The organism is Bacillus sp. JZ39 (assembly GCF_053903145.1).
The window spans coordinates 111,772-134,787 of the sequence record NZ_CP096389.1; the positions used below are offsets into that span (position 1 = coordinate 111,772).

A 23,016-nucleotide genomic window follows, 5' to 3' on the forward strand; every position below is an offset into this window, starting at 1 on the left:
TTCAAACAGAGTGGAACCGCGCGGTTAAAGCGTCTCTGTCATGTTTACATGCAGAGGCGCTTTTTTTATTGGGTAGAGGAAATCAGATAGAGAAACGGGGGGAAGCATGTGTTTTTTAGAATGCTCAAAGAAGACATTGATACTGTGTTCGATCAAGATCCCGCAGCAAGAAGCTATTTTGAAGTGATTTTAACTTATTCCGGTTTACATGCTATATGGGCGCATCGGATTGCACATGCTTTATATAAACGAAAATTTTATTTCCTTGCACGCCTTATATCTCAAGTAAGCCGATTTTTTACCGGGATAGAAATCCACCCCGGCGCTACAATCGGGAGAAGATTTTTCATAGACCACGGCATGGGGGTTGTCATTGGGGAGACATGTGAAATCGGCAATAACGTAACCGTTTTTCAGGGGGTTACCCTCGGGGGAACGGGGAAAGAAAAGGGAAAAAGGCACCCAACGATTAAAGATGACGCATTGATAGCCACAGGTGCTAAAGTGCTCGGTTCTATTACGGTCGGTGAAGGCTCAAAGATTGGGGCTGGTTCAGTAGTGCTGCATGATGTTCCTGATTTTTCAACAGTTGTCGGTATCCCTGGACGGGTCGTTGTACAAAATGGCAAAAAAGTAAGACGCGATTTAAACCATCAGGATTTGCCCGATCCAGTTGCTGACCGCTTTAAGTCTTTGGAACAGCAGATTTTAGAGCTGAAGGCAGAACTTGAAGACAGAAAAGAAAGGATCAACCAAAAATGACAATCACACTTTATAATACATTGACTAGACAGAAGGAAACGTTTGTTCCTCTTGAAGAGGGAAAAGTGAAAATGTATGTATGCGGACCCACGGTTTACAATTATATTCATATCGGGAACGCGCGTCCGGCAATCGTTTACGATACGGTTCGAAACTATTTAGAGTATAAAGGCTATGATGTGCAGTATGTCTCTAACTTCACAGACGTAGACGATAAATTAATTAAAGCGGCAAATGAACTCGGTGAGGATGTACCCACCATTTCAGAGCGTTTTATTAAAGCATACTTTGAAGACGTAGGTGCGCTCGGCTGCCGAAAAGCCGACCTTCATCCGCGAGTAATGGAGAACATGGATGCCATTATCGAATTCGTAGATCAGCTCGTGAAAAAGGGCTACGCATATGAATCAGAAGGTGACGTATATTTCAAAACCAGAGCATTTGAAGGGTACGGAAAGCTTTCTCAGCAATCAATCGATGAACTTAGATCAGGTGCACGCATCCGAGTCGGCGAGAAAAAAGAAGATGCTCTTGATTTCGCATTGTGGAAAGCGGCAAAAGAAGGAGAAATCTCTTGGGATAGCCCTTGGGGGAAAGGACGTCCGGGCTGGCACATTGAATGCTCAGCAATGGTGAAAAAGTATCTGGGTGACCAGATTGATATCCATGCGGGCGGACAGGATTTAACATTCCCTCACCATGAAAACGAAATTGCGCAATCTGAGGCATTGACAGGAAAAACGTTTGCGAAGTACTGGCTCCATAATGGCTATATCAATATTGATAATGAAAAAATGTCAAAATCACTGGGCAACTTTGTGCTTGTGCATGACATCATTAAACAGCATGATCCGCAGCTTTTGAGATTCTTTATGCTATCTGTTCATTATCGCCATCCGATTAACTATTCAGAAGAACTTCTAGAAAATACGAAAAGCGCATTTAACCGTTTAAAAACAGCGTACAGCAATCTTCAGCACCGTCTGAACAGCAGTACGAATTTAACGGAAGATGACGATCAATGGCTTGAGAAAGTTGAAGAACACCGCAATGCATTCGAAGAAGCGATGGACGATGATTTTAATACGGCGAATGCGATTTCTGTCTTGTTCGACTTAGCGAAACACGCCAATTACTATCTTCAGAAAGACCATACAGCTGATCATGTAATTACGGCGTTTATCGAGATGTTTGACCGTATTGTTTCTGTCCTCGGTTTTTCGTTGGGTGAGCAGGAACTTCTCGATCAAGAGATTGAAGACTTAATCGAAAAGCGAAATGAAGCGCGCCGGAATCGCGATTTTGCATTGTCAGACCAGATCCGCGACCAGCTGAAAAGCATGAATATCATTCTTGAAGATACGGCTCAAGGCACTCGCTGGAAACGGGGAGAATAACAGATGCTTGAATTTGATACGATAAAAGATTCTAAGCAGCTTAACGGTCTTGCGCTTGCTTATATAGGTGATGCCATTTTTGAAGTGTATGTCAGGCATCACCTGCTTAAGCAGGGCTTTACCAAACCAAATGATCTTCATAAGAAATCAAGCCGGATTGTTTCAGCAAAGTCACAGGCTGAGATCCTATTTTTTCTGCAGAATCAATCATTTTTTACGGAAGAAGAGGAAGCGGTGCTGAAAAGAGGCAGAAATGCCAAGTCAGGGACAATACCTAAAAATACAGATGTTCAGACGTACCGCTACAGTACAGCATTTGAAGCGCTTCTGGGCTACCTTTTTCTAGAGAAAAAAGAGGAACGACTTAGTCAGCTCGTAGCCGAAGCTATACAATTCGGGACGTCAGGGAGGAAAACAAATGAGTCAGCAACATGATTACGTCATAGGGAAAAATGCAGTGATCGAGACGTTAAAATCTGATCGGAAGCTGTATAAGCTGTGGATGGCGGAAAACACCGTAAAGGGACAAGCACAGCAAGTGATTGAGCTTGCCAAAAAGCAGGGAATCACGATTCAATACGTCCCGAGAAAAAAACTCGATCAAATGGTGACAGGACAGCATCAGGGCGTAGTGGCACAGGTTGCAGCGTATGAATATGCAGAACTGGACGATTTATATAAAGCAGCCGAAGAAAAAAATGAACAGCCTTTCTTCCTCATTCTGGACGAGCTTGAAGACCCTCATAATCTTGGTTCCATTATGAGGACAGCAGATGCGGTCGGCGCTCATGGCATCGTCATTCCAAAACGGAGAGCTGTCGGGCTGACAACAACAGTGGCAAAAGCTTCAACAGGAGCAATTGAGCACATTCCTGTAGCAAGAGTCACCAATTTGGCACGGACGTTAGAAGAGATGAAAGAGCGGGGAATCTGGGTTGTCGGAACGGATGCGTCCGCGCGTGAGGATTACCGTAATATGGACGGCAATATGCCTTTGGCTCTAGTCATCGGAAGTGAAGGAAAAGGGATGGGCCGCCTTGTGAAAGAAAAGTGCGATTTTCTCATTAAACTCCCGATGGCCGGAAAGGTAACTTCACTAAATGCATCTGTCGCGGCTGGTCTTTTGATGTATGAAGTCTACCGGAAACGAAACCCTCTGGGAGAATAAAGACCCATGGATATCCTGTTAGTAGACGGGTACAACATGATTGGAGCCTGGCCGCAGCTGAAGGATTTAAAAGCGAACAGTTTTGAAGAGGCGAGAGACGTACTGATTCAGAAAATGGCGGAATATCAATCGTATACAGGAAACAGGGTTATTGTTGTTTTTGACGCGCATCTCGTAAAAGGGCTTGAGAAAAAACAGACCAACCATAGAGTTGAAGTAATTTTTACAAAAGAAAATGAGACGGCTGATGAGCGGATAGAAAAGCTCGCTCAGGCTTTGAATAATATTGCGACTCAAATTCACGTTGCGACCTCTGACTATACTGAGCAGTGGGCGATTTTCGGACAGGGGGCATTGCGGAAATCGGCCCGGGAGCTTTTGAGAGAGGTAGAAACGATTGAAAGGCGAATAGAGAGACGGGTAAGAAAAATCACTTCCGAAAAGCCGGCGGGTAAAATTGCTTTATCGGAAGAGGTTTTGAAAACGTTTGAAAAGTGGAGGCGGGGAGACTTAGATTAAGTTGACGCTTTTTTGCCCAATACTGTATAATATTTCTATCTACGTGCGCCGGGGGGATCGGAGTGAATCTACAGAACAACAAGGGAAAATTCAACAAAGAGCAGTTTTGCCAGTTGGAGGACGAGCAGGTCATTGAAAAGGTTCATGTTGGGGACAGTGATGCGTTAGATTACTTGATTACGAAGTACCGAAACTTTGTTCGGGCAAAAGCAAGATCCTATTTCTTAATAGGGGCGGACAGAGAGGATATTGTTCAGGAAGGCATGATAGGCCTCTATAAGTCTATTCGTGACTTCAAAGAGGACAAGCTTACCTCATTCAAAGCTTTCGCAGAATTATGTATTACCCGCCAAATTATTACCGCAATAAAGACAGCTACTCGCCAGAAACACATTCCTTTGAATTCCTACGTCTCATTAGATAAACCGATTTTTGATGAAGAATCAGACCGAACGCTGCTGGATGTCATTTCAGGAGCGAAAACCTTAAATCCTGAGGAAATGATCATTAATCAGGAAGAATTTGATGATATTGAAATGAAAATGGGAGAACTTTTAAGTGATTTAGAGAGAAAAGTACTCGTCTTATATCTCGATGGGAGAAGTTACCAAGAGATTTCTGATGAACTGAACCGACATGTGAAATCGATCGACAATGCCCTTCAGCGTGTGAAACGCAAGCTGGAGAAGTACTTGGAAATTCGCGAAATCAGTTTGTAATAGCAATTTATGCTATATTGACAGTATTTTTCTGACTATGATATGTTACTAAAGATAAGAACTAATGTCTATTTAGAAAAAGGTGTAATGACATGAGAAAAAAGATTACGTTAGCATGCAAGACATGCGGAAACCGTAATTATACGACAATGAAGAGCTCTGCATCAGCGGCTGAGCGATTAGAAGTAAAGAAATACTGCAGTACTTGCAATTCACATACAGCTCATCTTGAAACAAAATAGTTTTTGCGCTTTTAAATTGTGGAGGTCTTTTACATGCGTATTATGAAATTCTTTAAAGATGTTGGGAAAGAAATGAAAAAGGTAAGCTGGCCTAAAGGAAAAGAGTTAACGCGTTATACCATTACGGTAATTTCAACAGTTATCTTTTTTGTTATCTTTTTTGCCCTCCTTGACACAGGAATTTCTCAATTAATTCGTTTAATAGTTGAATAATGATCAGCAATACGTGCTATAATAGATCATAATATTACTTGCCAAAACCCGTTCAGCGGGTTTTTTATTGTGGCTTAAAATGAAAGTTATCATAGGCTTGCCGCCTATTTTTTGAAGCGTTATGGTAATTCACTAAAACCAAATGCGGGGAGGGAAGGACTGGACAGTCCTGAATAGAATGGAAAAGAATTGGTATGTTGTTCACACGTACTCTGGTTATGAGAATAAAGTAAAAGCCAACTTGGAAAAACGTGTTGAATCAATGGGGATGCAGGATAAAATTTTCCGTGTAGTCGTACCCGAAGAAGAAGAAACAGATATCAAAAACGGCAAGAAAAAAGTCGTGAAAAAGAAAGTATTCCCTGGTTATGTGCTTGTTGAAATTGTAATGACAGACGACTCTTGGTATGTTGTCCGCAACACGCCGGGCGTTACTGGATTCGTAGGATCTGCCGGGTCAGGTTCAAAACCGACGCCGCTTCTTCCGGGCGAAGCAGAAACCATTCTGAAGAGAATGGGCATGGATGAACGAAAAACTGATATTGACTTTGAACTGAAAGAGACAGTGAAAGTAATAGACGGACCTTTTGCTAACTTTACAGGATCAATTGAAGAGATTGATTATGATAAAAGCAAGGTCAAAGTTTTCGTTAATATGTTTGGCCGTGAAACGCCGGTTGAGCTGGAATTTACCCAAATCGATAAATTGTAATGTGAAAAAACTTGAAATTGCTATATATAAATGATAATATAGCAAAGGTACGTCTTGGACTTATCCAAGGCAACTAGCATGATATTTCGTCATTCATATAAAGAATGAAACCTTGAGTGGGAGGGTTTACCCTATTACCACATCACGGACTTAAGGAGGTGTGTCTCGTGGCTAAAAAAGTAGTTAAAGTTGTAAAATTGCAAATTCCTGCTGGAAAAGCTAACCCAGCACCACCAGTTGGACCTGCACTTGGTCAAGCCGGTGTTAACATCATGGGATTCTGTAAGGAGTTTAACGCTCGTACAGCTGACCAAGCTGGTTTAATCATTCCTGTTGAAATTTCGGTTTACGAAGACCGTTCATTTACATTTATTACAAAAACTCCACCTGCTGCAGTATTGCTTAAAAAAGCAGCTGGAATTGAGTCTGGTTCTGGTGAACCAAACCGTAATAAAGTGGCAACCGTTAAGCGCGATAAAGTACGCGAAATCGCTGAAACGAAAATGCCTGACTTAAACGCAGCAGACGTTGAAGCGGCAATGCGCATGGTTGAAGGTACTGCCCGCAGTATGGGTATTGTAATCGAGGATTAATTTGTTTCTTGTCGGGTTGCGAGTTTTAACAAGTTCGCAACCCTTATTCGTGGGAGGTTATTCCGCTATAACCACATAAGGAGGAAATTTTAAAATGGCTAAAAAAGGTAAAAAGTACGTTGAAGCTGCTAAGCTTGTAGACCGTTCTAAAGCTTACGACGTCTCTGAAGCAGTAGCTCTCGTTAAAAAAACAAACACAGCTAAATTCGACGCTACAGTTGAAGTGGCTTTCCGTTTAGGGGTTGACCCTCGTAAAAACGACCAGCAAATCCGTGGAGCAGTTGTGCTTCCAAATGGAACTGGTAAAACTCAGCGCGTTCTCGTTTTCGCAAAAGGCGAAAAAGCGAAAGAAGCTGAAGCTGCTGGTGCAGATTTCGTAGGCGATACTGACTACATCAACAAAATTCAACAAGGCTGGTTCGATTTCGATGTTATCGTAGCTACACCTGACATGATGGGTGAAGTTGGTAAAATCGGTCGTGTACTTGGACCAAAAGGTTTAATGCCAAACCCTAAAACTGGTACAGTTACTTTCGAAGTTGAAAAAGCGATCGGCGAAATCAAAGCTGGTAAAGTTGAATACCGCGTTGATAAAGCTGGAAACATTCATGTTCCTATCGGTAAAGTTTCTTTCGAGGATGAAAAACTTGTTGAGAACTTCACAACAATGTACGATACAATCCTTAAAGCTAAACCTGCTGCAGCTAAAGGCGTTTACGTGAAAAACGTTGCTGTAACTTCTACTATGGGACCTGGTGTCAAAGTAGACTCTTCAACTTTTAACGTAAAATAATATTGACATGACATCAACATTCTGATATTATTCAAAATGTTGTAAAATAGAATATCATTTATACCGTAGACAGTAGGGGCCTAACCGCTTAATTATCCTACCGAGGTGTATATTATCACAGCTATTACGTTACGTATGCTTGTATATACAGCCTCCATGTCTCATGGAGGCTTTTTATATGGAATCCGTCGTCTCAGTCGTGATCACCTAACGGTATAAGTGTTACACAAGAATCTACAGGAGGTGTAACCATGAGCAGCGCAATTGAAACAAAAAAAGTTGTTGTTGAAGAAATTGCTTCTAAACTGAAAGAAAGTAAATCAACGATCATCGTTGACTATCGCGGACTTAACGTTTCTGAAGTAACTGAACTTCGTAAACAGCTTCGCGAAGCTAACGTTGAGTTCAAAGTTTACAAAAATACGATGACTCGCCGTGCGGTTGAACAAGCTGAGCTTAATGGTTTGAATGATTTCTTAACTGGACCGAACGCGATCGCATTCAGCACTGAAGATGTTGTCGCTCCGGCTAAAGTTCTTAATGACTTCGCTAAAAATCACGAAGCTCTTGAAATCAAAGCTGGCGTTATCGAAGGTAAAGTTTCTACTGTTGAAGAAGTGAAAGCTCTTGCTGAACTTCCATCACGCGAAGGCTTGCTTTCTATGTTGCTTAGCGTACTTCAAGCTCCAGTTCGCAACCTTGCTCTTGCTGCAAAAGCTGTGGCAGAACAAAAGGAAGAACAAGGCGCTTAATCTAATCAGTTTTTCATAAATTAAAACAAAATGGAGGAATTACAAATGGCTTTAAATATCGAAGAAATCATTGCTTCCGTTAAAGAAGCAACTGTACTTGAATTGAACGACCTAGTAAAAGCAATCGAAGAAGAATTTGGCGTAACTGCTGCTGCTCCTGTAGCTGTAGCTGGCGGAGCTGCTGCTGGCGGAGCTGCTGAAGAGCAAAGCGAATTCGATCTTATCCTTGCTGGTGCAGGATCTCAAAAAATCAAAGTTATCAAAGTTGTACGTGAAATCACTGGTCTTGGCTTGAAAGAAGCTAAAGAACTTGTTGACAACACTCCAAAACCACTTAAAGAAGGTATTGCTAAAGAAGAAGCTGAAGAGCTTAAAGCTAAACTTGAAGAAGTTGGCGCTTCTGTAGAAGTTAAGTAATCTTCACTTACCTGTAGGGGAAGCTCGCTTTTATGAGGCGAGCTTTTTCTTTGCCATTCTTTAAGCCATGAAAAAAGGAGGTTCTAATAATGAGTGAGCACTATTATTCAGAAAAACCTTCAGTGAAAAGCAACAAGCAAACCTGGTCTTTTAGGCTTCGGAATAAAGATTTCACGTTTACCAGCGACAGCGGGGTTTTTTCTAAAAAAGAAGTTGATTTCGGCTCCCGCCTGCTGATTGATTCTTTTGAAGAGCCTGAGGTTGAGGGTGGCATTTTGGATGTAGGCTGCGGGTACGGCCCGATTGGTTTATCGCTCGCCAGCGACTTTAAAGACCGGACTATCCACATGATTGACGTTAATGAGAGAGCCGTAGAACTATCAAATGAAAATGCGGAACAGAACGGAATAACAAACGTTAAGATTTATCAAAGCGATTTGTTTTCAAACGTTGATTCTGCTCAAACATTTGCTTCTATTCTTACAAATCCCCCAATCCGAGCCGGAAAAAAAGTTGTCCATGCTATCTTTGAGAAAAGCGCTGAACACTTAAAAGCTTCAGGTGAATTGTGGATCGTCATACAGAAAAAGCAAGGCGCGCCTTCTGCCATTGAAAAGCTCGAGGAACTGTTCGATGAAGTTTCCGTCGTTCAAAAAAAGAAAGGCTATTATATCATAAAAGCAAAAAAAGTTTGACTCGGTATTTTAACTATGTTAATATTGTAAAATGCCAATGTATATATTTTGCTTGATATGATGAATTGTCAATATCTATGTATAAATTATACAAGTATGGAAATGCTAATAAAATCGGTATTTGTTTTTGGATGTGGTTTTCTTAATTAGAAACCCTTTTTTCTTTTGTCTTGTAAAAGTATTTTCTTTCTTTGGAAGAAATGCTTATTACACATATAATACGCATGATTTGAGGGGTGAATCAGTTGACAGGTCAACTAGTTCAGTATGGACGACACCGCCAGCGCAGAAGCTATGCTCGCATTAGCGAAGTGTTAGAATTACCAAATCTCATTGAAATTCAAACCTCTTCTTATCAGTGGTTTCTTGATGAGGGTCTTAGAGAGATGTTTCAAGACATATCACCAATTGAGGATTTCACTGGTAACCTCTCTCTTGAGTTCATTGATTATAGTTTAGGTGAGCCTAAATATCCTGTAGAGGAATCAAAAGAACGTGATGTGACTTACTCAGCTCCGCTAAGAGTGAAGGTTCGTTTAATTAACAAAGAAACTGGAGAGGTAAAAGACCAAGATGTCTTCATGGGTGATTTCCCTATTATGACAGATACAGGTACTTTTATCATTAACGGTGCGGAACGTGTTATTGTTTCCCAGCTTGTTCGGTCTCCAAGTGTATATTTCAGTGGTAAAGTAGACAAAAACGGTAAAAAAGGTTTTACCGCAACTGTCATTCCAAACCGTGGCGCATGGTTAGAATACGAAACTGATGCGAAAGATGTTGTTTATGTCCGCATTGATCGCACACGTAAGTTGCCGGTTACGGTTCTTTTGCGTGCTCTCGGCTTCGGCTCCGATCAAGAGATTCTTGATCTCATAGGAGAAAACGAATACCTGCGAAATACGCTTGATAAAGATAACACAGAAAACAGTGACAAAGCGTTGCTGGAAATTTACGAGCGTCTCCGTCCTGGAGAGCCGCCTACAGTAGAAAATGCGAAAAGCTTGCTTGATTCTCGTTTCTTTGATCCGAAACGATACGATCTTGCCAATGTAGGACGCTATAAAATTAATAAAAAACTTCATATTAAGAATCGCCTCTTCAATCAGAGACTTGCTGAAACGCTTGTTGATCCTGAAACAGGAGAAATCCTTGCTGAAAAAGGCCAGATTCTTGATAGAAGAACACTTGATAAAGTACTGCCATACTTAGAAAACGGAATCGGTTTTAGAAAGCTGTATCCGAATGGCGGCGTTGTTGAAGATGAAGTGACTCTTCAATCAATTAAAATCTTTGCTCCGACTGATCAAGAAGGAGAACAGGTTATTAATGTAATCGGCAATGCTTACATCGAAGAAGAGATTAAAAACATCACGCCTGCTGATATTATTTCTTCAATCAGCTACTTCTTCAACTTGCTGCACGGAGTAGGCGATACAGATGATATCGATCATCTTGGAAACCGCCGTTTACGCTCTGTAGGCGAGCTTCTCCAGAACCAATTCCGTATCGGTTTAAGCCGTATGGAGCGTGTGGTTCGTGAGAGAATGTCAATTCAAGATACGAATACAATTACGCCTCAGCAGCTGATCAATATTCGTCCTGTTATTGCGTCCATTAAAGAGTTCTTTGGAAGCTCACAGCTTTCTCAATTCATGGATCAGACGAACCCGCTTGCTGAATTAACGCACAAGCGTCGTCTGTCAGCATTAGGACCGGGCGGATTGACACGTGAGCGTGCTGGAATGGAAGTGCGTGACGTTCACTACTCCCACTATGGCCGTATGTGTCCGATTGAAACGCCTGAGGGCCCGAACATCGGTTTGATCAACTCACTATCATCTTATGCAAAAGTAAACCGTTTTGGCTTTATTGAAACGCCATATCGCCGCGTTGACCCTGAAACAGGGAAGGTAACGGGCAGAATCGATTACTTAACTGCTGATGAAGAGGATAACTATGTTGTCGCTCAAGCGAATGCTCGTCTTGATGACGAAGGCGCCTTTATTGATGACAGCATCGTAGCTCGTTTCCGCGGGGAGAACACTGTTGTTTCCAGAAACCGTGTAGACTACATGGATGTATCGCCTAAGCAGGTTGTATCTGCTGCGACAGCATGTATCCCGTTCTTAGAAAACGATGACTCGAACCGTGCCCTCATGGGAGCGAACATGCAGCGTCAGGCTGTGCCTTTGATGCAGCCGGAAGCTCCATTTGTTGGAACTGGTATGGAATACGTATCAGGAAAAGACTCTGGTGCCGCTGTTATTTGTAAACACCCTGGTATCGTTGAACGCGTAGAAGCGAAAAACGTTTGGGTTCGCCGTTATGAAGAAGTAGACGGTCAAAAAGTAAAAGGAAACCTGGATAAATACAGCCTGCTGAAATTTGTCCGCTCTAACCAAGGTACGTGCTACAACCAGCGTCCGATCGTAAGTGTCGGCGATGAAGTGGTAAAAGGAGAAATCCTTGCTGACGGTCCTTCTATGGAGCTTGGTGAACTTGCACTTGGCCGTAACGTAATGGTCGGCTTCATGACGTGGGATGGCTACAACTATGAGGATGCCATCATCATGAGTGAACGCCTAGTGAAGGATGATGTTTATACATCTATCCACATTGAAGAATACGAATCAGAAGCACGTGATACGAAACTTGGACCTGAAGAAATCACTCGCGATATTCCAAACGTCGGTGAAGATGCGCTTCGCAATCTTGATGACCGCGGAATCATCCGTATTGGGGCAGAAGTAAAAGACGGAGATCTTCTTGTTGGTAAAGTAACGCCTAAAGGCGTAACTGAACTGACTGCAGAAGAACGCCTTCTTCACGCCATTTTTGGCGAGAAAGCCCGCGAGGTTCGTGATACTTCTCTTCGTGTGCCTCACGGCGGCGGCGGAATTATCCATGACGTTAAAGTCTTCAACCGTGAAGACGGAGACGAACTTCCTCCAGGTGTTAACCAGTTAGTACGCGTATATATCGTTCAGAAACGTAAGATTTCTGAAGGGGATAAAATGGCCGGTCGTCACGGTAACAAAGGTGTTATCTCTAAGATTCTTCCTGAAGAGGATATGCCTTACCTTCCTGACGGCACACCAATTGATATCATGCTTAACCCGCTGGGCGTACCATCACGTATGAACATCGGGCAGGTATTGGAACTTCACATGGGTATGGCCGCTCGTTACCTTGGCATTCACATTGCATCTCCTGTATTTGACGGAGCGCGAGAAGAGGATGTCTGGGAAACACTTGAAGAAGCCGGCATGTCTCGTGACGCCAAAACAGTGCTTTACGACGGACGTACTGGAGAGCCGTTTGATAACCGTGTATCTGTCGGTATCATGTACATGATCAAACTAGCTCACATGGTTGACGATAAACTTCATGCACGCTCTACAGGTCCTTACTCACTTGTTACGCAGCAGCCTCTTGGCGGTAAAGCGCAATTTGGCGGACAGCGTTTTGGTGAGATGGAGGTTTGGGCACTTGAAGCTTACGGTGCGGCTTATACTCTTCAAGAAATTCTGACTGTTAAGTCTGATGACGTGGTTGGACGTGTGAAAACATACGAAGCCATCGTTAAAGGCGACAATGTTCCTGAACCAGGTGTTCCGGAATCATTCAAAGTATTAATCAAAGAACTTCAAAGCTTAGGTATGGATGTCAAAATCCTTTCTGGTGATGAAGAAGAAATAGAAATGAGAGATTTAGAAGACGAAGAAGATGCGAAACAAGCTGACGGCCTGGCATTATCAGGTGATGAAGAGCCGGAAGAAACAGCATCTGCAGACGTTGAACGCGATGTAGTAACAAAAGAATAATCTCTAGTTATAAAGGCAAGTGACATCGGTTAATCCGAAGATAAAAAGGGAGGTAGGCCCCTTGCTAGATGTGAACAATTTTGAGTATATGAACATCGGTCTTGCTTCACCAGATAAAATCCGTTCATGGTCTTTTGGTGAAGTGAAAAAGCCTGAAACGATAAACTATCGTACGTTAAAACCTGAAAAGGACGGTCTATTCTGCGAACGCATTTTCGGACCTACTAAGGACTGGGAATGTCATTGCGGGAAGTACAAGCGAGTTCGTTATAAAGGCGTAGTTTGTGACCGCTGCGGAGTCGAAGTAACACGGGCTAAAGTCCGTCGTGAGAGAATGGGGCACATTGAACTGGCTGCCCCAGTTTCCCACATTTGGTATTTCAAAGGTATTCCAAGCCGTATGGGTCTTGTGCTGGATATGTCACCTCGTGCTTTAGAAGAAGTCATTTACTTTGCTTCTTACGTTGTAACTGATCCGGCGAATACACCGCTTGAAAAGAAACAGCTTCTGTCTGAGAAAGAATACCGTGCTTATCTTGATAAATACGGTAATAAATTCCAAGCATCTATGGGTGCTGAAGCAATTCATAAACTTCTTCAAGATATCGATCTTGTCAAAGAAGTTGATATGTTAAAAGAAGAGCTGAAAACTTCACAAGGACAACGACGTACTCGTGCGATCAAACGTCTTGAAGTTTTAGAAGCCTTTCGTAACTCAGGAAACAAGCCTTCTTGGATGATCCTTGATGTGCTTCCTGTTATTCCTCCGGAGCTTAGACCGATGGTTCAGCTAGATGGCGGACGTTTTGCGACTTCTGATTTGAATGACCTTTATCGTCGTGTCATCAACCGTAACAATCGTTTGAAACGCCTTTTGGACCTTGGTGCGCCTAGCATCATCGTTCAAAACGAAAAGCGTATGCTTCAAGAGGCTGTCGATGCCTTAATTGACAACGGCCGCCGCGGACGCCCTGTAACAGGCCCTGGTAACAGACCGTTAAAATCTCTTTCTCACATGCTGAAAGGGAAGCAAGGCCGTTTCCGTCAAAACCTTCTTGGTAAACGTGTCGATTACTCCGGACGTTCTGTAATCGTTGTTGGTCCTCATTTGAAAATGTACCAATGCGGATTACCGAAGGAAATGGCGCTTGAACTTTTCAAACCTTTCGTTATGAAAGAACTTGTTGAAAAAGGTCTTGCTCACAACATTAAGAGTGCGAAACGCAAAATTGAGCGCGTACAGCCTGAAGTTTGGGATGTACTAGAATCAGTTATTAAGGAGCATCCGGTACTGCTGAACCGTGCCCCTACACTTCACAGATTAGGTATCCAGGCGTTTGAACCAACGCTTGTTGAAGGACGCGCAATCCGTCTTCACCCGCTCGTATGTACAGCTTACAACGCTGACTTTGACGGTGACCAAATGGCGGTTCACGTACCATTATCTGCTGAAGCACAAGCTGAAGCACGCATCCTGATGCTTGCTGCTCAAAACATCTTGAACCCTAAAGATGGTAAACCGGTTGTAACACCGTCTCAGGATATGGTACTAGGTAACTATTACCTGACACTTGAGCGTGCCGGTGCTGTCGGTGAAGGTATGGTCTTCAAGAATACAGACGAAGCGCTTCTTGCTTATCAAAACGGATATGTTCACCTTCATACGAGAGTAGCTGTTGCAGCTAACTCACTTAAGAATGTGACATTTACCGAAGAACAGCGCTCAAAATTGTTAATTACAACTGTCGGTAAGCTTGTCTTCAATGAAATTCTTCCGGAATCATTCCCTTACATGAATGAACCAACGAAGAGCAACATTGAAGAGAAAACACCTGACCGTTTCTTCTTAGAAAAAGGTGCTGACGTTAAAGCTGTTATCGCACAGCAGCCAATCAATGCGCCGTTTAAAAAAGGCATTCTGGGTAAAATCATCGCGGAAATCTTTAAACGATTCCATATTACGGAAACGTCTAAAATGCTTGACCGCATGAAAAACCTAGGTTTCAAATATTCAACTAAAGCTGGTATTACAGTTGGGGTTTCTGACATCGTCGTACTCGATGATAAACAAGAAATTCTTGAGGAAGCGCAAAGCAAAGTTGACAACGTTATGAAGCAGTTCCGCCGCGGTCTTATCACTGAAGAAGAACGCTATGAGAGAGTCATCTCTATCTGGAGTGCTGCAAAAGACGTTATCCAAGGCAAACTGATGAAATCACTTGATGAACTCAACCCGATCTACATGATGAGTGACTCTGGTGCCCGTGGTAACGCATCTAACTTTACGCAGCTTGCCGGAATGCGCGGCCTGATGGCCAACCCGGCTGGACGTATCATTGAGTTGCCGATCAAATCAAGTTTCCGTGAAGGTCTGACAGTATTGGAGTACTTTATCTCCACACACGGTGCGCGTAAAGGTCTTGCCGATACCGCTCTTAAAACTGCTGACTCAGGTTACCTTACACGCCGTCTCGTTGACGTTGCGCAGGATGTTATCATTCGTGAAACTGATTGCGGAACTGACCGAGGCATTCTTGCTAAGCCTCTTAAAGAAGGAACTGAAACAATTGAGCGCTTAGAAGAACGCTTAATCGGACGTTTTGCAAGAAAACAAGTGAAGCACCCTGAAACAGGTGAAGTGCTTGTGAATGAAAACGAACTGATTGATGAAGATAAAGCACTGGAGATTGTCGAAGCCGGCATTGAAGAAGTGTGGATCCGTTCTGCCTTCACATGTAATACGCCTCATGGTGTATGTAAACGATGCTATGGCCGAAATCTTGCAACTGGCTCCGATGTTGAAGTCGGTGAAGCTGTCGGAATCATTGCTGCCCAATCAATCGGTGAGCCTGGTACACAGTTAACAATGCGTACATTCCATACAGGCGGGGTTGCCGGAGACGATATCACACAGGGTCTTCCGCGTATCCAAGAGCTTTTCGAAGCGCGTAATCCGAAAGGTCAGGCAACAATTACAGAAATCGACGGTACAGTCGTTGAGATCAATGAAGTTCGTGATAAGCAACAGGAAATTGTGGTTCAAGGCGCAGTGGAAACACGTTCTTATACGGCACCTTACAACTCCCGCCTGAAAGTAGCGGAAGGAGATAAAATTACTCGAGGCCAAGTACTGACAGAAGGTTCAATCGATCCGAAAGAACTTCTTAAAGTGACTGACCTGACGACTGTTCAAGAGTATCTTCTCCATGAGGTTCAAAAGGTTTACCGTATGCAGGGTGTTGAAATCGGTGATAAACACGTAGAAGTAATGGTTCGCCAGATGCTTCGCAAAGTACGCGTAATTGATGCCGGTGACACTGATGTGCTTCCAGGTACATTGCTTGATATTCACCAATTTACTGAAGCGAACAAAAAGGTATTACTTGAAGGCAATCGACCTGCTACAGGCCGTCCTGTCTTACTCGGTATTACAAAAGCATCTCTTGAAACTGATTCATTCTTATCTGCTGCTTCCTTCCAGGAAACAACACGTGTCCTTACAGATGCAGCGATCAAAGGTAAGCGTGACGAGCTTCTCGGCTTGAAAGAGAATGTTATCATCGGTAAGCTTGTTCCAGCTGGTACAGGAATGATGAAATACCGTAAAGTAAAACCAGTATCAAATGTTCAGCCGACTGACGATATGGTCCCGGTTGAATAACTGATTTAATGCTGCTGAAAGACTGCAAAAACAGTCTTTCAGCAGATATATTTATGAAAAAGTCACTCTATGAGAAGAACGAAACTAAAAAATGTCATACCTTGTTGACATTCGTCTCCTAGAATGATAATATAACCAAGGTGCTCGAAATAAACCTGTTACTTTGGAGGATATGTTTATGTCTTATGATAAAGTATCACAGGCCAAATCAATTATTATTGGTACGAAGCAAACAGTGAAAGCTCTAAAGCGAGGTTCAGTAAAGGAAGTAGTCGTTGCAAAAGACGCAGATCCGATACTCACGTCAAGTGTTGTTTCACTTGCTGAAGATCAAGGTATCTCTGTCTCAATGGTTGAATCCATGAAAAAGCTCGGCAAAGCCTGCGGAATTGAGGTAGGAGCAGCCGCTGTTGCCATTATTTTATAACGTACTTTTGTTTTTGCGTAAGATTCCATCTTGTGTAAAGACATTGTTTTTTGCCTTTTGATGAACCACCTGGGTATGTGGGTTATAAAACGTAATGAAGGGAGGAAAAATTCATGCCTACAATTAATCAGCTAATTCGCAAAGGACGCGTGAGTAAAGTAGAAAACTCAAAGTCTCCTGCACTTAACAAAGGATACAACAGCTTTAAAAAAGAGCACACTAACGTATCTTCTCCACAAAAACGCGGGGTATGTACTCGTGTTGGTACAATGACACCGAAAAAAACCGAACTCAGCACTTCGTAAATATGCTCGTGTTCGTTTGACTAACGGAATCGAGGTTACTGCTTACATTCCTGGTATCGGTCACAACCTACAAGAGCACAGTGTTGTACTTATCCGCGGCGGACGTGTAAAAGACTTACCAGGGGTACGTTACCACATCGTTCGTGGTGCGCTTGATACTGCTGGAGTTGAAAACCGTGCACAAGGCCGTTCTAAATACGGTACGAAAAAACCTAAAGCAAAATAATATACGAAAATACGCATAATTGATGAAGGGAGGATATTCAGATGCCACGTAAAGGTCCTGTAGCCAAAAGAGATGTTTTACCTGATCCGATTTACAACTCTAAGCTTGTATCTCGTCTAATCAACAAAATGATGATCGATGGTAAAAAAGGTAAGTCTCAAACAATCCTATACAAGTCATTCGATATCATTAAAGAACGTACTGGCAATGATGCAATGGAGGTTTTCGAACAAGCATTGAAAAACATCATGCCTGTACTTGAAGTAAAAGCACGCCGTGTAGGTGGTGCGAACTACCAAGTTCCTGTAGAAGTTCGTCCTGAACGTCGTACGACTCTTGGACTTCGCTGGTTAGTTAACTACGCTCGTCTTCGCGGAGAAAAAACGATGGAAGAGCGTTTAGCTAACGAAATCCTTGACGCAGCTAACAACACTGGTGCTGCTGTTAAGAAACGTGAAGACACTCATAAGATGGCTGAAGCAAACAAAGCATTTGCTCACTATCGCTGGTAGGATTTATAGATTAACAAAACACAATTTCCTAATAAGGAAGGAGAAATTACCCAATGGCAAGAGAGTTCTCCTTAGAAAAAACTCGTAATATCGGTATCATGGCTCACATCGATGCCGGTAAAACGACAACTACAGAACGTATCTTGTTCTATACTGGTCGTATCCACAAAATTGGTGAAACTCATGAAGGAGCTTCACAAATGGACTGGATGGAGCAGGAACAAGAACGTGGTATCACAATCACTTCCGCTGCGACAACTGCACAGTGGAAAGGATACCGCGTAAACATCATCGATACTCCAGGACACGTAGACTTCACAGTTGAAGTTGAACGTTCTCTTCGTGTACTTGATGGTGCTGTTGCTGTACTTGACGCGCAATCAGGCGTTGAGCCTCAAACAGAAACTGTTTGGCGTCAGGCAACAACTTATGGAGTACCGCGTATCGTTTTTGTTAACAAAATGGACAAAATCGGTGCAGACTTCCTTTACTCTGTAGGAACTTTAAGAGACCGTCTTCAAGCAAACGCTCATGCAATTCAATTGCCGATCGGTGCTGAAGATAACTTCGAAGGTATCATTGACCTTGTAGAAAACGTTGCGTATTTCTACGAAGATGACCTCGGAACTCGTTCTGATGCAAAAGAAATCCCTGAAGAGTACAAAGAGCAAGCTGAAGAGCTTCGCAACAGCCTTATTGAAGCTGTATGTGAGCTTGATGAAGAGCTTATGGATAAGTACCTTGAGGGTGAAGAAATCACAATTGACGAGTTAAAAGCAGGAATTCGTAAAGGTACATTAAATGTTGAATTCTACCCTGTTCTTGTTGGTTCTGCTTTCAAAAACAAAGGTGTTCAACTAGTACTTGATGCTGTTCTTGACTACCTTCCTGCACCAACTGACGTTGCTGCAATCAAAGGTACACGTCCTGATACAAATGAAGAGATTGAGCGTCATTCTTCTGACGAAGAGCCATTCTCTGCATTAGCATTTAAAGTTATGACTGACCCTTACGTTGGTAAGTTGACGTTCTTCCGTGTGTACTCTGGAACACTTGATTCTGGTTCATACGTGAAAAACTCTACTAAAGGCAAACGTGAGCGTGTTGGACGTATTCTTCAAATGCACGCTAACAGCCGTGAAGAAATCTCTACTGTATACGCAGGGGATATCGCAGCTGCTGTAGGTCTAAAAGATACAACTACTGGAGATACTCTATGTGATGAGAAGGATCTTGTTATCCTTGAGTCAATGGAATTCCCAGAACCAGTTATCGACGTTGCTATTGAGCCTAAATCAAAAGCTGACCAAGATAAAATGGGTATCGCTTTAGCGAAACTTGCTGAAGAAGATCCTACATTCCGTACTCAAACAAACCCAGAAACTGGCCAAACGATCATCTCTGGTATGGGTGAACTTCACCTTGATATCATTGTTGACCGTATGAAACGCGAATTTAAAGTAGAAGCCAACGTTGGTGCTCCTCAAGTTGCGTACCGTGAAACATTCCGTACCGGTGCAAAAGTTGAAGGTAAATTCGTACGTCAGTCTGGTGGACGTGGTCAGTTCGGACACGTTTGGATCGAATTCGAACCAAACGAAGAAGGCGCTGGCTTTGAATTTGAAAATGCGATTGTCGGTGGGGTCGTTCCTCGTGAATACATCCCAGCTGTTCAAGCAGGTCTGGAAGATGCACTTGAAAATGGTGTACTAGCAGGCTTCCCGCTTATCGACATTAAAGCTAAACTTTTCGACGGTTCTTACCATGATGTTGACTCAAACGAAATGGCATTTAAAGTTGCTGCTTCTATGGCATTGAAAAATGCAGTCAGCAAATGTAACCCAGTTCTTCTTGAACCAATCATGAAAGTAGAAGTGGTTATTCCAGAAGAATACATGGGAGATATCATGGGTGATATCACTTCACGTCGCGGACGCGTAGAAGGTATGGAAGCACGCGGTAACGCTCAAGTTGTTCGCGCTATGGTTCCTCTTGCTGAAATGTTCGGTTACGCTACTGCACTTCGTTCTAATACGCAAGGTCGCGGTACGTTCACTATGCACATGGATCACTACGAAGAAGTGCCGAAGAGCGTCGCAGAAGAAATTATCAAAAAAAATAAAGGCGAATAATTGATTTTGCCGCTTAACTCAAGTATAACTACTATTGTAAGATGAGGAAGTGAAAGCTTTCTTTCACTTCCTATCACTCTATACATTACTAATTAAAAGCTCTTAAGGAGGATTTTAGAATGGCTAAAGAAAAATTCGACCGTTCCAAATCACATGCCAATATTGGTACAATTGGACACGTTGACCATGGTAAAACAACTTTAACTGCTGCTATCACAACAGTACTTCATAAGAAATCTGGTAAAGGTACAGCTATGGCGTACGATCAAATTGATGGTGCTCCAGAAGAACGTGAGCGCGGTATCACAATCTCTACTGCACACGTTGAGTACGAAACTGAAACTCGTCACTATGCACACGTTGACTGCCCAGGACACGCTGACTATGTTAAAAACATGATCACTGGTGCTGCTCAAATGGACGGAGCTATCCTTGTAGTATCTGCTGCTGATGGCCCAATGCCACAAACTCGTGAGCACATCCTTCTTTCTAAAAACGTTGGTGTACCATACATCGTTGTATTCTTAAACAAATGCGACATGGTAGACGACGAAGAGCTTCTTGAACTAGTTGAAATGGAAGTTCGCGATCTTCTTAGCGAATACGACTTCCCTGGTGATGATGTACCAGTTGTTAAAGGTTCTGCTCTTAAAGCTCTTGAAGGAGACGCTGAGTGGGAAGCTAAAATCTTCGAACTTATGGATGCGGTTGATGAGTACATCCCAACTCCAGAACGCGACACTGAAAAACCATTCATGATGCCAGTTGAGGACGTATTCTCAATCACTGGTCGTGGTACAGTTGCTACTGGCCGTGTAGAACGCGGACAAGTTAAAGTCGGTGACGAAGTTGAAATCATCGGTCTTCAAGAAGAGAACAAGAAAACAACTGTTACAGGTGTTGAAATGTTCCGTAAGCTTCTTGATTACGCTGAAGCTGGTGACAACATTGGTGCCCTTCTTCGCGGTGTATCTCGTGAAGAAATCCAACGTGGTCAAGTACTTGCTAAACCAGGTACAATCACTCCACACAGCAAATTCAAAGCTGAAGTTTACGTTCTTTCTAAAGAAGAGGGTGGACGTCATACTCCATTCTTCTCTAACTACCGTCCTCAGTTCTACTTCCGTACAACTGACGTAACTGGTATCATCCATCTTCCAGAAGGCGTAGAAATGGTAATGCCTGGAGATAACACTGAAATGAACGTTGAACTTATTTCTACAATCGCTATCGAAGAAGGAACTCGTTTCTCTATTCGTGAAGGCGGACGTACTGTTGGTTCAGGCGTTGTTTCTACAATCACTGAGTAATAGTATGATTTTAAACGAGACCCCTGCGGGTCTCGTTTTTTGTTTGCTTATCTTTTTCTTGTATAATAGGATCTATCATATTCGAGGGGCTAATATTTATGATTCCTGAAAAGAAATCAATCGCAATCATGAAAGAACTAAGCATTGGGAATACAAAGCAAATGCTAATGATTAATGGAGTTGATGTGAAAAATCCATTGCTGCTTTTTTTACATGGCGGGCCGGGAACGCCGCAAATCGGATATGTTAGACATTATCAAAAAGAGCTGGAACAGTATTTTACAGTAGTTCATTGGGATCAGAGAGGATCGGGGCTTTCTTATTCTAAGCGAATTTCGCATCACTCTATGACAATAGATCACTTCATTAAAGATACAATCCAAGTCACTCAATGGCTTTTAGCTCATTTTTCAAAATCAAAACTTTACCTAGCCGGTCATTCGTGGGGGTCAATACTGGCGCTTCATGTGCTGCAGCAGTGTCCTGATTTATTTTACGCGTATTATGGAATCAGCCAGGTTGTTAACCTCCACGATGAAGAATCAACTGCTTATCAACATATTCGTGAAATTTCTGAATCAAAAAAAGCCAGCTTATTATCTTTCCTCACACGTTTCATTGGTGCTCCGCCTTGGAAGCAGGATATCCAGCACCTTATCTATCGGTTTTGTGTCGAGCTAAGCAGGGGAGGCTTCACTCGCCGTCATCGTCAATCTCTAGCTGTATTATTTCAAATGCTTACTGGCAATGAGTATGGAGTGCGGAACATGCACAGCTTCCTCAATGGATTGCGCTTCAGTAAAAAACATTTAACTGGTGAGTTGTACCGGTTTAATGCTTTTACATCAGTTCCTTCTATTAAAGTACCGTGTGTTTTCATTTCAGGGAAACATGACTTAATTGTTCCTGCTGAAATATCGAAACAGTATTATCAAGTGCTTGAGGCACCCGAAAAGCGCTGGTTTCAATTTGAGAACTCAGCTCACACCCCGCATATTGAGGAGCCGGCATTATTCGCGAACACATTAAGTCGACATGCACGACACCATTTATGATAGATCCTTGATAAATAAGAAAAACCCCTGTATAATAAAAAAAGTGTGCAAACCATGCATATTTTAAATAAGTCTTGCAACATGCGCCTATTTTCTGTATAATGGTGTATGTTGGTCTTTGACTGCGATGAAGTGAGAGGTTGCTGACACACCCGGCCGCTTTGCCATGGCAAGGTGTTCAGGTTTTTCTCACGGAGAACTGTCTAACGTGATGTAGGCGAAAAGGAGGGAAAATAATGGCAAAACAAAAAATTCGTATTCGTTTGAAAGCATATGATCATAGAATCCTTGATCAATCTGCAGAGAAGATTGTTGAAACGGCAAAACGTTCTGGTGCCAGCGTATCTGGTCCGATTCCGTTGCCAACTGAAAAATCAGTTTACACAATCCTTCGTGCGGTGCACAAATACAAAGATTCTCGTGAGCAATTTGAAATGCGTACACATAAACGTTTAATCGACATTGTGAACCCAACACCACAAACTGTTGATGCTCTTATGCGATTAGACTTACCATCTGGTGTCGATATCGAAATTAAACTTTAATTCTAAAATATAGAATGATCTTAATAGGAGGTGT

At 42.6% G+C, this 23,016-nt stretch carries 22 protein-coding genes, 1 pseudogene and 2 other annotated features (1 of these 25 only partly in view); all 23 genes and pseudogenes read left to right on the forward strand.

What is annotated here, in order from left to right; translation table 11 throughout:
- Positions 1 to 40: a binding site (T-box leader), on the forward strand; it begins 191 nt to the left of the window's first position.
- 68 nt (positions 41 to 108) lie between these two features.
- Complete coding sequence (cysE, locus tag M1D65_RS00610; RefSeq protein ID WP_003225749.1) at positions 109 to 762, forward strand: serine O-acetyltransferase; 654 nt, start codon at positions 109 to 111, stop codon at positions 760 to 762.
- Positions 759 to 2,159 carry a cysteine--tRNA ligase gene (gene cysS, locus M1D65_RS00615; protein WP_038427269.1) on the forward strand — a complete coding sequence of 467 codons (1,401 nt, stop codon included), beginning with the start codon at positions 759 to 761 and terminating at the stop codon, positions 2,157 to 2,159. The genes cysE and cysS overlap by 4 nt, the downstream gene beginning before the upstream one ends.
- A gap of 3 nt (positions 2,160 to 2,162) precedes the next feature.
- Positions 2,163 to 2,594: a mini-ribonuclease 3 gene (locus M1D65_RS00620; protein WP_014475597.1), complete on the forward strand. Its 432-nt coding sequence runs from the start codon at positions 2,163 to 2,165 to the stop codon at positions 2,592 to 2,594.
- Positions 2,578 to 3,327: a 23S rRNA (guanosine(2251)-2'-O)-methyltransferase RlmB gene (gene rlmB, locus M1D65_RS00625; RefSeq protein WP_014475598.1), complete on the forward strand. Its 750-nt coding sequence runs from the start codon at positions 2,578 to 2,580 to the stop codon at positions 3,325 to 3,327. The genes M1D65_RS00620 and rlmB overlap by 17 nt, the downstream gene beginning before the upstream one ends.
- Positions 3,328 to 3,333: 6 nt before the next feature.
- Complete coding sequence (gene rae1, locus M1D65_RS00630; RefSeq protein WP_003235032.1) at positions 3,334 to 3,846, forward strand: ribosome-dependent mRNA decay endonuclease Rae1/YacP; 513 nt, start codon at positions 3,334 to 3,336, stop codon at positions 3,844 to 3,846.
- A 62-nt stretch (positions 3,847 to 3,908) separates the two neighbouring features.
- The gene (sigH, locus tag M1D65_RS00635) at positions 3,909 to 4,565 is read left to right on the forward strand and encodes an RNA polymerase sporulation sigma factor SigH (RefSeq protein WP_003225758.1); all 657 of its coding nucleotides are present in this window, start codon (positions 3,909 to 3,911) and stop codon (positions 4,563 to 4,565) included.
- A gap of 92 nt (positions 4,566 to 4,657) precedes the next feature.
- Positions 4,658 to 4,807 carry a 50S ribosomal protein L33 gene (gene rpmG, locus M1D65_RS00640; RefSeq protein WP_003156421.1) on the forward strand — a complete coding sequence of 50 codons (150 nt, stop codon included), beginning with the start codon at positions 4,658 to 4,660 and terminating at the stop codon, positions 4,805 to 4,807.
- A 33-nt stretch (positions 4,808 to 4,840) separates the two neighbouring features.
- The gene (gene secE / locus M1D65_RS00645; protein ID WP_004399676.1) at positions 4,841 to 5,020 is read left to right on the forward strand and encodes a preprotein translocase subunit SecE; all 180 of its coding nucleotides are present in this window, start codon (positions 4,841 to 4,843) and stop codon (positions 5,018 to 5,020) included.
- A 178-nt stretch (positions 5,021 to 5,198) separates the two neighbouring features.
- Positions 5,199 to 5,732, forward strand: a complete 534-nt coding sequence (gene nusG, locus M1D65_RS00650) for a transcription termination/antitermination protein NusG (RefSeq protein ID WP_003225764.1) — start codon at positions 5,199 to 5,201, stop codon at positions 5,730 to 5,732.
- A gap of 167 nt (positions 5,733 to 5,899) precedes the next feature.
- Positions 5,900 to 6,325, forward strand: a complete 426-nt coding sequence (rplK, locus tag M1D65_RS00655) for a 50S ribosomal protein L11 (RefSeq protein WP_003156430.1) — start codon at positions 5,900 to 5,902, stop codon at positions 6,323 to 6,325.
- 94 nt (positions 6,326 to 6,419) lie between these two features.
- Positions 6,420 to 7,118 carry a 50S ribosomal protein L1 gene (gene rplA / locus M1D65_RS00660; RefSeq protein ID WP_003235040.1) on the forward strand — a complete coding sequence of 233 codons (699 nt, stop codon included), beginning with the start codon at positions 6,420 to 6,422 and terminating at the stop codon, positions 7,116 to 7,118.
- A gap of 45 nt (positions 7,119 to 7,163) precedes the next feature.
- Positions 7,164 to 7,304, forward strand: a sequence feature (ribosomal protein L10 leader region).
- Positions 7,305 to 7,369: 65 nt separating this feature from the next.
- Positions 7,370 to 7,870, forward strand: a complete 501-nt coding sequence (rplJ, locus tag M1D65_RS00665; RefSeq protein ID WP_003235042.1) for a 50S ribosomal protein L10 — start codon at positions 7,370 to 7,372, stop codon at positions 7,868 to 7,870.
- Positions 7,871 to 7,915: 45 nt separating this feature from the next.
- Positions 7,916 to 8,287: a 50S ribosomal protein L7/L12 gene (gene rplL / locus M1D65_RS00670; protein WP_003156436.1), complete on the forward strand. Its 372-nt coding sequence runs from the start codon at positions 7,916 to 7,918 to the stop codon at positions 8,285 to 8,287.
- 89 nt (positions 8,288 to 8,376) lie between these two features.
- Complete coding sequence (locus tag M1D65_RS00675) at positions 8,377 to 8,982, forward strand: class I SAM-dependent methyltransferase (RefSeq protein WP_003235045.1); 606 nt, start codon at positions 8,377 to 8,379, stop codon at positions 8,980 to 8,982.
- A 245-nt stretch (positions 8,983 to 9,227) separates the two neighbouring features.
- On the forward strand, positions 9,228 to 12,809 hold the full coding sequence (rpoB, locus tag M1D65_RS00680) for a DNA-directed RNA polymerase subunit beta (protein WP_009966326.1): 3,582 nt from the start codon (positions 9,228 to 9,230) through the stop codon (positions 12,807 to 12,809).
- 61 nt (positions 12,810 to 12,870) lie between these two features.
- Entirely contained in the window at positions 12,871 to 16,470 is a 3,600-nt protein-coding gene (gene rpoC / locus M1D65_RS00685) for a DNA-directed RNA polymerase subunit beta' (RefSeq protein ID WP_004399688.1), read from the forward strand.
- Between the two features lie 178 nt (positions 16,471 to 16,648).
- Positions 16,649 to 16,897, forward strand: coding sequence for a 50S ribosomal protein L7ae-like protein (locus M1D65_RS00690; RefSeq protein WP_003225778.1), 249 nt, complete (start codon positions 16,649 to 16,651; stop codon positions 16,895 to 16,897).
- Positions 16,898 to 17,010: 113 nt separating this feature from the next.
- A pseudogene (gene rpsL, locus M1D65_RS00695) lies at positions 17,011 to 17,428 on the forward strand (30S ribosomal protein S12).
- A 41-nt stretch (positions 17,429 to 17,469) separates the two neighbouring features.
- On the forward strand, positions 17,470 to 17,940 hold the full coding sequence (gene rpsG / locus M1D65_RS00700) for a 30S ribosomal protein S7 (protein WP_003225784.1): 471 nt from the start codon (positions 17,470 to 17,472) through the stop codon (positions 17,938 to 17,940).
- A 53-nt stretch (positions 17,941 to 17,993) separates the two neighbouring features.
- Complete coding sequence (fusA, locus tag M1D65_RS00705) at positions 17,994 to 20,072, forward strand: elongation factor G (protein ID WP_003235056.1); 2,079 nt, start codon at positions 17,994 to 17,996, stop codon at positions 20,070 to 20,072.
- A 119-nt stretch (positions 20,073 to 20,191) separates the two neighbouring features.
- A complete protein-coding gene (gene tuf, locus M1D65_RS00710; RefSeq protein WP_003235058.1) occupies positions 20,192 to 21,382 on the forward strand; it encodes an elongation factor Tu in 1,191 nt (396 codons plus the stop codon).
- A gap of 98 nt (positions 21,383 to 21,480) precedes the next feature.
- Positions 21,481 to 22,437, forward strand: coding sequence for an alpha/beta fold hydrolase (locus M1D65_RS00715; protein ID WP_456270722.1), 957 nt, complete (start codon positions 21,481 to 21,483; stop codon positions 22,435 to 22,437).
- Positions 22,438 to 22,673: 236 nt separating this feature from the next.
- The gene (rpsJ, locus tag M1D65_RS00720) at positions 22,674 to 22,982 is read left to right on the forward strand and encodes a 30S ribosomal protein S10 (protein ID WP_003156464.1); all 309 of its coding nucleotides are present in this window, start codon (positions 22,674 to 22,676) and stop codon (positions 22,980 to 22,982) included.
- Positions 22,983 to 23,016 lie beyond the last annotated feature (34 nt).